A 13,074-nucleotide genomic window follows, 5' to 3' on the forward strand; every position below is an offset into this window, starting at 1 on the left:
CTGTAAGGCGAGGACCGCAAGCTTTTGCTTATTCGAGCGAAGTCGACCCTTCGATTCCACTCAGGGTCGACACTGAGTTTACCGAATGTGTCGAGAACTACATTCCTTTTTATTTCGGATTTCGTACTTCGGATTTCAAGTTTATTAATGCCGCATCTTCAGCCCTTGATCTTCGGGTTTTCTTTGGTATAATCAAATTGTGTTTAGGCCTCTAAGCTTCATGCCACAAAAAAGTGCAGCGGACGAAATTGTGGACTGATTTGGGGTATTGACAGTGTCAAGATTTAGTGTCTAACTGGAATTAGACCACAATATATTGTGCTTTTGGAAAACTCGTGAAACAGTCTGCAACCAAAAGCAAATTTCAAAAATAGGGCAGTAAAGTAAAAAAAGTAAGGGAGACGATTTGATTTGTCCGTTCTGTTCGCATGAAGCGACGAAAGTTGTCGACAAAAGAGATGGCACCGACAGTAAAACTACTCGAAGAAGACGTGAGTGCCAAAAATGTGGCCGCAGGTTCACAACATTTGAAAGAGCCGAAACACTCGATTTATTAATAGTTAAAAAAGACGGCAAGAGAGAGGTTTTTGATAGGCTCAAGTTAAGAGGCGGCATAATAAAATCTTGCGAAAAAAGGCCGATTTCGTCAGACGACATAGAGCGCGCAATCGACGAAATTGAAGCGGAACTGCGAAAAAGCACTTTAGCAGAAGTACCAAGCAAGAAAATCGGCGATTTAGTTATTAAGAAGCTTAAAAAGTTAGACCAAATTGCTTATATCAGATTCGCGTCCGTATACAGACAATTTGCCGATATTGGAGATTTCGAAAAAGAACTAGCAAAACTATCAAAAAAACAAAGCGTATATGATTAAAAAACTGACATTACCAAAAATAGACACCAGAGCAGCAGTGCGTGAAAAAGCCAGAAAAATCGGCAGAAATATACCAAATGCCCCCAAAGAATTAATTGAACCTACACTTTCAGAAAACGCAGCCTACATAGCCAAAACCCGTTACGCATTCCGCGACGAAAAGGGCGACCCAATCGAAACACCACGCGACATGTTCTGGAGAATCGCCTACTACATAGGTGCTGCAGACACGATCTACTCGCCTCGCGGCGAGCGAGGCGAAGCAGGCGCCAAAAACTCACACACAAAAAGCGCCAAAGAGTTTTACGACATTATGGCGACGCAGCGCTTTATTCCAAATACCCCAACATTGGTCAATTCAGGCAAAACCGGTCAATCACTTTCCGCCTGTTTCGTTCTTCCGGTAGAAGACGACATGGAAGGAATCCTAAAAACGATGGGCAACATGGCAATGATTCACAAAATGGGCGGCGGAACAGGCTTCTCATTTTCCAGACTTCGTCCTAAGGACGACATAATAGGAACCAGTAAGGGCAAATCAACAGGCCCCGTCGCTTTCTTGCAAGCATATAACGACGTCACTTCTCAAATCCGCCAAGGCGGCGTAAGACGCGGCGCAAACATGGGTATCTTACATTACACTCACCCGGATATTCTGCGTTTTGCAGTTCACAAAGTAGACGAATTTTCGCTAACTAACTTCAATATTTCCGTAACCGTTACCGAAGAATTTATGGAAAAGGTAAAAACAGACACGAATTTTGTCGAAGGTGAAATAGACGTTGACGACATTATCGATGAAGTAAAAGAAGCCTACACCATACGCGACCTCGACCTTAAAAACGTAAGAGTCGAAGAAGCTGTTGCCAAACTTTACGAAGTCTGCCGCGCGACTCAAGAGGGCGAAGGTTACGACCTTCTTAACCCAAGAACCGGTGAAGCGGTCGACAAGTTAAACGCCAAAAAAGTCTTCGATCTAATCACCAAATTAGCTTGGCAATATGGCGACCCTGGCATGATTCTAATTGACCGTGTCAACAATTCGCGCGCGAACCCTACACCTCAAATCGGCCTCATCGAGGCAACTAACCCATGTGCAGAGCAGCCATTGCTGCCCTACGATGCCTGCACATTGGGTTCTATTAATCTCTCCAAGTTTGTCGTAGGCACCAAAGGTGCCGAAGATCCCGAGCGAAGTCGAGGGATAGATAGAAGGATTGACTGGAAGGGAATGAAAGAAGTAATCCATACCGCGATCCACTTCTTAGACAACGTTCTTGATATGAACGAATACCCGGTCGAAGAAATCAACAGAATGACATCGCTGATTCGAAGAGTAGGCCTTGGTGTCATGGGCTGGGCCGACATGTTAGTCAAACTCGAAATCGCATACGACACCCAGGAAGCGTACGACTTGGCGGAAAAGGTAATGCAGTTTGTCCAAAAAGAAGCGGATAACGCAAGCGTCGACCTTGCAAAAGTTCGCGGAGCTTTCCCGGCATTCAAAGGCTCTATCTACGACAAACCTGGCGAAATTAAACCTCGAAACGGCGCCAGAACAACCATTGCCCCCACCGGAACGATCTCACTCCTTGCCGATTGTTCAAGCGGAATCGAACCGCACTTTGCCCTAACTTACGCCAAAAACACAATTGAGGGCAAAAGACTCTTTACCACCAACCCATACTTTTTAGAAGCTCTAAAACAAAAGGGCCTTGAAAGCGAAGACTTACTTGCAAAAGTTGAAGAAAATAGGGGATCGGTCCAACACTTAGACGATATCCCAGAAGACCTCCAAAACACCTTTGTAGTTGCCGGCGATATCGCTCCTAAAGATCACGTTCGAATGGCGGCTGCTTTTCAAAAGTTTACTGACAACGGAATCAGCAAAACGATAAACTTCCAAAACGTTGCAACAGTTAGTGACGTCCGCGAGGCCTACCACCTAAGTTACGAACTTGGCTGCAACATGATTACCATTTACAGAGACGGATCCAGAGTAAAACAGGTTCTCGAAGTTAAAAAAGGCAAGTCTTACTACGACCAGCTCGCAGGTGGCAAGGCAACAGACGAAGAAGGGAACGCCTTACCTGAACTTCCAAGAAAAAGACCAACCCCTCAGGAAGCCTGGGGAATGCGCATCAGGAAAAAGGCAGACGTCGGCCAAGTCTACACGTCTGTTTTCCGAGATGCCGACAATTCTCCAATCGAAGTCTTTATAACAATCGGTAAAACCGGCGGATACGTTGCAGGTGCTGCCGAAGTAACCGGAAGACTGGCGTCCCGCGCGCTTAAATACGGCGCAAGCCTGGAAGAAATCGCGGGCGACCTAATCGGAATTTCCTGCGGCACTCCTTACGGTCTCGGTCCGGATAGCGTCCTTTCCGCATTTGACGCCGTCGGCAAATCGTTAATCGAGATCGCCAACGCGAAACAACTCCAGCTCCCGGTGAATGGCGAAGAGCAGACAGAAGAACAAATAATCCCAGCTAACGGCCAAGCGTACACAAATGGTCACGCGACAAGCGGAATTTCAAACGGGTCTACCAACGGAAACGGCCATTCGTTAGCTCCCGCAAATGGAGTCACAATCGAAACCAATGGCCAAAGTCTGCAGATGACAATAACAGAAAGCGCGGAACTTCAGGTAAACAGCGGTTTAATGGCCGGAATCCACGAAGAAAAATTAATCGAGAACAAATTTACAATCTGCCCGGACTGCCAAAGCCCGGTAGTCTACAAAGAAGGCTGCAGAAGCTGCGTCAACCCAACCTGTGGTTGGTCCAAGTGCAGCTGACAAATGTAATTTCGTCATCCTGAGCGAAGTCGAAGGATCTCCATATAAGTTATATACTTCCCTCATGCGAATAAATAAATTTCTGGCTCAAGCTGGCGTCGCTTCGCGTCGCAAAGCGGACGAGTTGATAGAAGAGGGGAGCGTAAGCGTTAATGGTAAACCTGCAATACTCGGACAAGACGTAAGTGAAAAAGACGAAATCCTGGTCAACGGCAAAAAAATAGACAGAAAAGCAAAAAACGTTTACATCATTCTCAACAAACCTAAAGACGTAACATCTACTGTTTACGATCGGCACGCGAGATTCACAGTCCTGGACCTAATTAAATCGTCATCCTGGAGCGAACGAAGTGAAGCGATAGGATCTAAAAAAGATTCTATCAGTCGTTCCACTCCTTCCAGAATGACAACTCGTGATCTACCGAGACTTTATCCAGTCGGAAGACTAGACGAAGACTCGACTGGATTAATCTTGTTAACGAACGACGGAGAATTAACTCAGCACCTGACTCATCCCAAGTTCCACATCGCAAAAACTTATGAAGTTCTGATTCTTGGAGAAGTCCAAAGCGATAAAATACAACAGTTAGAGTCAGGAATTGTGTTGGAAGACGGAAAAACAGCTCCGGCCGAAGTAAAAGTTCTCCAGGCATCTGCGCACAGAACTCTTTTGCAAATAACCCTTTACGAGGGTAAAAAAAGACAAATAAGAAGAATGGCAGCCGCTTTGCATCTGCACATCCTGAGCCTCAAGCGGGTTTCCATGGGCCCTTTAAAACTGGGTACCCTTCCAAGCGGCAAACACAGACACTTAACAGAACAAGAAGTTAGGAATTTAAAAAAGGAAGCTGGAATTAAGGTTTAATTTTCCCTTCGACCCATTCGGTTTACACTCAGGGTCGTACTGAGTGAAATCGAAGTACGACTCGCTACGCTCGCTCAGGGAATATTGTGGAGTAATACCTCTTCCCCTAAGAGAAATATTGACTGAGCGAAGTCGAAGTCAGTCATCGATTACTTAGACTTCCTTCCCATCCATGCAGTCTCAGAAACTCCATCCAACTTATTCGCATATCTTGCCAAAACAAAAAGCCAATCTGAAAGCCTGTTTATAAACAAAATCGCCTGTGGATTTATTTTCTCTTGTTTCGAAAGTTTAACAACCTGTCTTTCTGCGCGTCTTGCGATTGTTCTTGCCAGATGAAGTCTCGCGCCAACCTCACTGCCTCCAGGCAAGATAAAATACCTAAGTGGTGAAAGCGTCTTTTGCCACTCGTCAATTTCCGCCTCCAATCGACTGACGTAGCTCTTTCCAACTCTCAAAGTTTTAACTTTAACATCGTAAGGGGTAGCAAGATCCGCCCCAAAAACAAAAAGTTCCCGCTGTAATCTTAAAAGTTTTTTTCTAATTCTTGTCATCGCGAGCGTTGCGTGGCGATCTCTTAAATTGAGATTGCTTTGTCGTTTCACTCCTCGCAATGACGAAGAGAGAGCGGCCAAAATTACACCAAGTTGAGAATTAAGTTCATCAACCGCGCCTGTCGCGTTAATCCTGGCAGAATCCTTATCGACGCGTTCTCCACCAAAGAGGGAAGTCGTGCCGCTATCACCAGTCTTCGTATATATCTTCACTGCCTGCGATTGTAACAAATCACATCAAAATTAGCCCTCACCTTCTCCACTCACTTGACACACCCTCCCCAGTAGGGTAGGATAAATCAAATGCAAGACACAGTCAAAGAAAATGCTCTTCAAAGATTGCTCACTGCTAGGGGACACCTCGAGCACGTTATTTCTATGGTTAATTCCGAATCTTATTGCATCGATATTTTGCAACAATCCCTCGCAGTTCAGGCTGCGTTAAAAGCAGTTGATCACATTATTTTGAAAGGGCATTTGGAAGAACACGCGACGGAAGCGCTAAAAGGCAAAGACCCAAAAAAGGCGATTGACGAAATAATCGAAATTTTTGACAAGGCAAGGAGGTGATGTTGAATGTTCTTTAGATATAGTCCTCAAGCTTCACCGTCGGCATACCAAAGTGGAGACTACTTGTATGGTCATCCCATGATGGGCTGGTTTGGAGCAAATGGTAGCGGTATGTGGTTTTTTGGTATTGCGTGGCTTGTAACATGGATACTGGTAATTGCGGTGTTAGTTGCTCTTGTAAGATGGCTCTGGAAAAAAGGTGATAAAGTGAAGTAACCTTTCATGCAAACTATTGTCATTAAACTTGCAATCTTTAGTGTCGCCTTCGGTTTTGTCGAAGCCTCGGTAGTCGTTTATTTGAGACATCTTTTGGGCGCTTCTCAACCGGCGATTTCTCCAAACGGGATATTATTCCTGGTTCCCGGCATTGCCTTTTTGGAACCTCGTACCGCGCTGGAAATTATCACAGATACCCAGATACTTAATGTTGAAAGAATAAGAGAGGCTTCAACTGTCGTGATGCTCGCGTCAATAGCTGCTCTCTCGGGCAAAAACTTTTCACAAAAAATTGCCTATTTCTTTTTTATCTTTGGCATCTGGGATATTTTTTACTATATCTTCTTAAATCTCACCATTGGTTGGCCAAAATCACCAAGGGATTTAGATATTTTCTTTTTACTTCCAACACCCTGGGTAGGGCCTGTTGTAGTTCCTATCGCAATGTCTTCGGTCTTGATAGTAGCGTCATTAATATTTTTAGCAAAAAGGAGGCAATAACATGACGCACTATACATGTCCGATGCATCCGGAAGTTTCTTTGGAAAAACCGAGCCGCTGTCCCAAGTGTGGCATGAATCTGGAGCCGTCAAAAGAGAAAAAAGAAACTCGTGCAAATCACAAAATGGAAGGGCACAAAATGAAGCCAGCTACCAAGATGCCATTTTGGGAAAAATTCAAAATGAGCATGAAGATGACAATGGGAATGGAGCACACAGGTCTGGCAGGAAGGGAAATGGCCAAGCTGATGGAAGAGGATATTAAATTTAAATTCTTCTTCTCGGCAATCATCACAATTCCAATAGTCGCCTACTCCCCCCTCGGTGAACACATACTTGGATTAAGACTTCCAACGCCAATCCCCGCCTCATGGATTATGTTTATTTTGACAACCCCCCTCTATTTTTACTCCGGTTGGATTTTCCTTTACTCATCGTACGTTGCGCTAAAAAATAAAACTCTTAATATGGCTGTTCTTATCGCGGTTGGAATCACAGCCGCTTATGTTTTCAGCGTTGTACTGACACTCTTGGGGAGTGCGGAATCTTTTTACGAAGCGGCGGCAATGCTTACTACCTTTGTGCTTTTTGGGCACTGGATGGAAATGAAATCACGCAGGGGAACAACAGACGCGCTCCAGGCACTGTTCAATCTCGTTCCGCCCCAGGCAAGGCTTCTTAAAGGTGGGCAGGAAAAATTAGTTCCGACGTCTCAAGTTAAAATTGGTGATATTTTAATCTTAAAACCCGGGGATAAGGTTCCGGTCGATGGGGAAATTACGGAAGGCGAAACAGCAATTGATGAATCGTTAGTCACGGGCGAATCTCTTCCAGTTGCGAAGAAAAAGGGTGATTTGGTAATTGGCGGATCGATTAATCAATCTGGATCGGTTAGATTTAAGGCCACTAAAGTTGGCGAAGACACGGCTCTTGCCCAAATAGTGAAAATGGTTGAAATTGCCCAAAGTTCCAAAGCTCCGGGGCAAAAGATAGCCGATAGATTCGCTCAGTACTTAGTTATTGTGGCAGTAGGCGGCGGACTACTCGCATTCTTAGGGTGGTATTTTATACTAGGCGCACCGATTCTAGTCGCTCTGACCTTCGCCATTTCAACTACCGTTATTGCCTGCCCCGACGCGCTAGGTCTTGCTACTCCAACTGCCGTTGCTGTAGGTACCGGTCTGGGAGCCAAACACAATATCCTAATTAAGGACGCGCCAACCCTGGAGCAAGTTTCGAAAATTCAAGCAATAGTACTGGACAAAACCGGAACTCTGACAGAAGGAAAGCCAATCATTTCAGATGTCATTGCGAGGAGTGAAACGACAAAGCAATCTCAAAAAAGAGATCGCTTCGCTAGCGCTCGCGATGACGCAATTGCAACAATGGCCGCCGCCGAAACAAAATCCAACCATCCCCTCAGTCAAGCGGTTATCGAGGAGGCAAAAAGAAGGAAGTTAAAAATACCGACAAACATTTCGAAATTTAAAAACCTTGAAGGTCATGGCGTTGAGGCAACCGTGGAAGGCAAGCATGTGCTTGTCGGAACTGTCAGGTTAATGAAGGACAGAAATGTCAATATACAACCCCTACAAAAAGAAATAGATAAACTTCTTGGGGAGGGCAAAACAATAATGGTTCTTGCAGTTGGCACTGATGTGGCGGGAGTTGTCGCGGCCGCGGACCCAATTAAAGAAAACGCGAAACTGGCAATTTCAAAGATGCGAGAATCAGGGCTGGAAATCGCAATGATTACCGGTGACAACCGGAAAACAGCTGAAACAATAGGGAAACAATTAGGCATAAAAAGAATTTTTGCCGAAGTTTTACCTGAAGATAAAGCGAAATACGTCAAAAAACTCCAGGACGAGGGTAAATTCACGGCAATGGTCGGTGACGGGGTTAACGATGCGCCGGCACTCGCTCAGGCTGATATTGGCATTGCGATTGGAGCGGGTACGGATGTGGCGATAGAAACTGCCAAGGTAGTTCTGATGAAATCGGATCCGGCAGATATTTTAAGGGCGATTAAACTCAGTAAAGCGACTGTTGTCAAAATGAAACAGAACCTCTTTTGGGCATCAATTTACAATCTTTTGGCAATTCCTGTGGCTGCTGGCGTACTTTATCCCAAGTTCGGAATTTCTCTACGTCCCGAATGGGCGGCGCTTTTAATGAGCTTGTCATCAATTATTGTCGCCACAAACGCGGTTCTTCTAACCCGGACGGAAAAAGACTTAATAACAGTATAATTTCGAGTGATAGCTGGAAATTACATCAGACGAGCGCAAGCGAGGGCTGATATAGTTCAGGCCATACGTTTTTGTACGTCTCGGGCCCTTTTCTTTAGTGTTTTAGCGCTTAGTTTGCTAAAATACGCATAAAATGCCAGCCAAAAACGCGGAAGAAAAAATAATACTCGAAATTAAAATTCCGAGAGAATCCGAAGAAACACCGGAGTCTTTCGCGTCGTTGCTTTCCAATCTAACAGGATTGCTTTCAAACTCACGAATATCTCAAGTTTTAAGAAAAGAGCCCAAATCAATCGCGCTTGAAATTGCCTGCTTTGACCAGTCAATACATTTTTTCATCATCATTCCCACTTCGATCAAAGAATACATTGAAAGTCAGATCACCGCTCAGTACCCCGTTGCCTTAATGCTTCCTCAAAAAGACTATCTTTCAGACTGGCTCGGCAAGTTTTCTTTCGCGCACGCCCAGCTCGTTTTCGGAAAACCATACTACTACCCTATTCGCACATTTGCGGATTTTAAAGATATAGATCCCCTCTCCTCTGTCCTCGCGACAATGTCCAAAGCAAAAGAGCAAGAAGTTTTCTTGGTCCAGTTTATAATTACTGCCGCGCCTTCTAGCTGGCAGCGTCAGGGGTACAGCGCTCTTGCTCCTAAACAAAGAGCGCCTGGGGAGGTTCAGGAACAAATCCCTGGAAGAAACTTGATTCAGGATAAAATTTCAAAACAAGGCCTCAAGGTGTCCGCCAGAATTCTCACCGGCACAAGTGACGCGTTCACCAAAAAAATACTTCTAGATTCACTCGCGGGCAGTTTTGGGAGTTTTTCTCAAGGAGAAGGAAACTATTTGAAGCTTAAAAAGCCGTCTGGATTTTCCAGGAATAAATTACTGAAAGCTATATTCGAGCGAAAATTTTACCCATGCCAAAGGTCCCAGTATTTCAATACCGCGGAACTCGCGAGCCTTTATCATTTTCCTTCACAAAAGTTATCCAGCGTTCATAATATTTCCTGGGGCACGAGTTTTGCTTCGGAACCGCCCGAAAATTTACCAACTCCAGACTCAGCCGACAAAGAAAACATTAATTTCTTTGCCAGAACGAACTTCAAAAACAAGCTAACAACTTTTGGGCTAAAACTGGAAGACAGAAGAAGACACACATACATAGTAGGGAAGACTGGAACAGGAAAATCGACGCTGATTGCAAATATGGTCATAAACGACATAAGAAACAACAGGGGAGTCGCGGTCATCGACCCCCACGGAGACCTTTCGGAAATTCTTCTCGATTACATTCCAAGCTTTAGGGTCAACGACGTTGTTTATCTAAACCCTTCGGACAAAGAAAGATCTTTCGTCCTCAACCCTTTGGAAGTAAAAGAAAAAGCTCAAAAAGAACTGGCTGTTTCTGGAATCATCGCTATTTTCCAAAAAATTTACGCGCACACCTGGGGACCACGACTCGAACACATTTTAAGAAACACGCTTTTCACCCTAACCGAAGTTCCAGACGCGACGTTCATGGATATTTCAAGATTTTTAACAGACGCCACCTACAGAAACAAATACGTCGCGAAAACAAAAGATCCTGTGATTTACAATTTCTGGAAAAGCGAATTCGACAAAATGGACCCTCGGCTTAGATCGGAAGCGATTTCGCCAATATTAAATAAAGTAGGGCAATTTTTAAGCGCCGGATCAATCAGAAACGTCGTCGGCAGACCTCATTCAACTATCGACTTGGAAGAAATTATGAATACTCGAAAAATCTTAATTCTCAATCTTTCGCAGGGAAAACTCGGAGAAGATTCGTCTTCGCTTCTTGGCGCGATGTTTATTACAAAACTGCAGCTTGCCGCGATGAACAGGGTAAATATGGAAGAAGAAAAGCGTAAAGACTTTTTTCTTTACGTTGACGAGTTTCAAAACTTCGCGACAACTTCATTCATAAAGATACTTTCGGAAGCGCGAAAATATAGACTTAACTTAACTTTGGCAAATCAGTACATGGCGCAGGTTTCTCAAGATGTTGAAAAAGCGATCATGGGGAACACGGGGAATTTACTTTCGTTCATCGTTGGCGCGGATGACGCGAACATTCTTTCTAAAGAATATGGGGAAGTATACAAAGCAAACGACCTGACATCCCTGGACAGGTATCAAATGGTCGCCAAACTAACAATCGACAATCACATCTCCAGATCGTTTTTGGCCTATACCTTGCCTCTACCTAATTCTAAAACTCAAAATCGCCCAAAAGTTCTTCAAGTTTCTGCCGACCGCTACACAAAACCGGTCTGATTTAAGGTGGCATCCTTGAGTCCTCGAAAGGTGCCCTACCTTAAATCACATATTGTTGAATCGCTGAATCGTTCTAGAATAATTAAGCGGTTTTAACGATTAAACGATTTTTCTGAGTATTCTGAAATTTATTTCCTCTTTCGTCCTTTTGTTCTGCGGTCGCAGAATGGACTCATCAGATCAAGCACACACTTGATGAGAGGCGGCTACCATACGGTAAATTTTTGACCAGGAGGTCAAAAAAGTACTGTTGGTAAATTTGATCTTGCGATCAAAATGTCGATTTCTCGACGCCGCGGCAACTTATCCCTAAGGATAAAATCAAAGACCCGTAGGTCGATGATTGTTCGCTTCACGCGAACGTCGCCTTTATTCAGTTCTAGTTCGATACAAGAGTGTAACTCTCTTCGACCTCCTCTTCAAACCGCTCCTCCGACTCTGGTTCGAAGTAGATTCCATTAAAGAGGCCGTTGATTTCCCTCTCTTCAAGCCGCTCCTCCGCTTCGGACCAGGTGTAATACCCGGCTGAGACAAAGACAAGCAGCAAGCTAACTAGCACACCAGCTATTCGCCAGCCATGCCAGTACGAGTATTTTGCAACAGCCTCGGAACGAGGTTGATGTCCAGTCTTGAAGACCTGAACAGAATTCCCCTCGTAACTCAGAGCGTACCTCTGATTGATCACCGAAGCAGTTTCTTTGGAATCGACGACAAGGTGCGTTACACTATGCTTCCGTAGAAGCAAATCTAGCTCTTGTGCATCCTCTCGACTCGACGCGTGCTTCATCAGGTAGTCGATCCTGCGCACATCCGGGTTTACCGGTGTTTGATCCGATGCCCCGAGCACTTGTGACAGTTCTGGATGGAAGAAGTTAAACCACTCACTCATGCGGTTCCTGTGGGACCACATGATATAAGCTCGGTCACCCTTCTCCATAGATCCAGATACCAGCTCCGCCTCGATGTATTCCGGGCTAGTCTTATACGCTTCTCGGTCTACCCTGACATGGGCAGAGTCGTCGAGCGCACTGATCGCCACCAACGCGAGCGCAACACCTCCGTAAACTGCCTTACTCCAGCTCCTGCGAAGCCAGTTGTATGCGTCCCCGGACAAAATCGCCAAGCCCAGGGCAACATCGAGAGACAGTCTCCCGGCCAGATCCGATTTCAGCTCAACCATCAGGAAGAAGCTGATACCTATCACCGAGATGGCTAGTGTTTCGGCAACTCCTCTCTTACCTTCCAAGCAGCGAAACACCACTATGGCGCATACTGCCACCGTCCAGAGTCCCCGTACTGAAGGGATCTTGACGACGTACCAGTCATGCCAATCCGCACTTCCGAAGAAGTCCAGTATCTTGCTGATGTCGAAGGTGCCCAGCCCTGTCCGGAAAAAGGGCGAGAGCCCGTGTTCAAGAGCGGGAATGAGCCACCATGCTGTTACGGCCGCCATTATCAAGACGCTCGTGGTCAGCCGCCAAAGCCCTTCTGGGTGGAATGCCTCAGATCGTCTGCTCACGAAGATTGCAACCCCGTAGGACACGGAGAGCATCATCGCTTCCAGCAGCGCGACCCAATTGCAAAGCCCGATTAGGCCCATCAGCACACCGAAGACAACTGGAGCGCTCCTGGAGCGGTTTCTTAGACTGCTCCTGAAAGCGATCATCGCCCAAGGCGTTAAAGCCCACCCCAAAAGCTGCGGGGTTTGCCAGTAGTAGCCCTGGAACGTGACGATTGTCACGTGTGTTGTCAAAAACAGCCCACTCGAAAGCAGAGCCGCAACGACACTCGAAAACTCGATCCTGAGCCACAGGTAGAGTCCCACTGCGAGGGACAGGTATGCTGAAAAGCTCAGAACGTTGAAAGCAAGGGTGTCGTCTCCTAGAACTTTTCCTAGGAAAAGTATCCAGAAGCTAGTCAGTGGCTGGTACCAACGGTCTATCTCGAAACCGAGATACCAGTTTTGCGTATACCAGCTGTTGGCCTCGTTTATCATTGCCACCTTCGAAAGGTAGCCTGCAGAGGCAACATCCCTCAGTTCTGCTGGCAGGCCGCTATGAAGCGAGCCTCGGAGCAGAGCAAAAACGACCGCCACGATTATGCCCAGCGGAATTGCCTCCCGGGTAAACCTAGCAGTCATCTGC

The 13,074-nt window shown here is 45.7% G+C and carries 11 protein-coding genes; 9 read left to right on the forward strand and 2 right to left on the reverse strand.

The features are described 5' to 3' along the window. From NUV69_03875 to NUV69_03890, 4 genes are all read left to right on the forward strand, one after another. On the forward strand, positions 1-215 hold a 215-nt coding region (locus tag NUV69_03875), incomplete at its 5' end, for a hypothetical protein (protein ID MCR4324795.1). 191 nt (positions 216-406) lie between these two features. Next, positions 407-874 carry a transcriptional regulator NrdR gene (gene nrdR / locus NUV69_03880; GenBank protein ID MCR4324796.1) on the forward strand — a complete coding sequence of 156 codons (468 nt, stop codon included), beginning with the start codon at positions 407-409 and terminating at the stop codon, positions 872-874. Next, positions 867-3,671 (forward strand): adenosylcobalamin-dependent ribonucleoside-diphosphate reductase, encoded by a 2,805-nt coding sequence (locus NUV69_03885; GenBank protein ID MCR4324797.1) that lies wholly within the window; start codon positions 867-869, stop codon positions 3,669-3,671. Before nrdR ends, NUV69_03885 begins: the two co-directional genes overlap by 8 nt. Positions 3,672-3,735: 64 nt before the next feature. Next, complete coding sequence (locus NUV69_03890) at positions 3,736-4,536, forward strand: rRNA pseudouridine synthase (GenBank protein ID MCR4324798.1); 801 nt, start codon at positions 3,736-3,738, stop codon at positions 4,534-4,536. 149 nt (positions 4,537-4,685) lie between these two features. On the opposite strand, the gene NUV69_03895 is transcribed toward NUV69_03890, so the two are convergent. Further along, positions 4,686-5,303, reverse strand: coding sequence for a cob(I)yrinic acid a,c-diamide adenosyltransferase (locus NUV69_03895; GenBank protein ID MCR4324799.1), 618 nt, complete (start codon positions 5,301-5,303; stop codon positions 4,686-4,688). 90 nt (positions 5,304-5,393) lie between these two features. Here NUV69_03895 and NUV69_03900 point away from each other — a divergent pair, with 90 nt between their 5' ends. The 5 genes from NUV69_03900 to NUV69_03920 all read left to right on the forward strand — a co-directional run bounded on the left by NUV69_03900 (position 5,394) and on the right by NUV69_03920 (position 10,930). Next, on the forward strand, positions 5,394-5,660 hold the full coding sequence (locus NUV69_03900) for a metal-sensing transcriptional repressor (protein MCR4324800.1): 267 nt from the start codon (positions 5,394-5,396) through the stop codon (positions 5,658-5,660). Positions 5,661-5,666: 6 nt separating this feature from the next. Then, positions 5,667-5,876 (forward strand): hypothetical protein, encoded by a 210-nt coding sequence (locus tag NUV69_03905; GenBank protein MCR4324801.1) that lies wholly within the window; start codon positions 5,667-5,669, stop codon positions 5,874-5,876. Between the two features lie 6 nt (positions 5,877-5,882). Next, the gene (locus tag NUV69_03910) at positions 5,883-6,377 is read left to right on the forward strand and encodes a hypothetical protein (protein MCR4324802.1); all 495 of its coding nucleotides are present in this window, start codon (positions 5,883-5,885) and stop codon (positions 6,375-6,377) included. Position 6,378: 1 nt separating this feature from the next. After that, the gene (locus NUV69_03915) at positions 6,379-8,628 is read left to right on the forward strand and encodes a copper-translocating P-type ATPase (protein MCR4324803.1); all 2,250 of its coding nucleotides are present in this window, start codon (positions 6,379-6,381) and stop codon (positions 8,626-8,628) included. 133 nt (positions 8,629-8,761) lie between these two features. Next, a complete protein-coding gene (locus NUV69_03920) occupies positions 8,762-10,930 on the forward strand; it encodes a type IV secretion system DNA-binding domain-containing protein (protein MCR4324804.1) in 2,169 nt (722 codons plus the stop codon). Positions 10,931-11,309: 379 nt separating this feature from the next. Here the strand turns inward: NUV69_03920 and NUV69_03925 are convergent, their stop codons facing one another. After that, entirely contained in the window at positions 11,310-13,070 is a 1,761-nt protein-coding gene (locus NUV69_03925; protein ID MCR4324805.1) for a 6-pyruvoyl-tetrahydropterin synthase-related protein, read from the reverse strand. Between the last annotated feature and the right edge of the window lie 4 nt (positions 13,071-13,074).

This window comes from Candidatus Curtissbacteria bacterium (assembly GCA_024654445.1).
Lineage (GTDB): Bacteria > Patescibacteriota > Microgenomatia > Curtissbacterales > GWA2-41-24 > JANLHP01.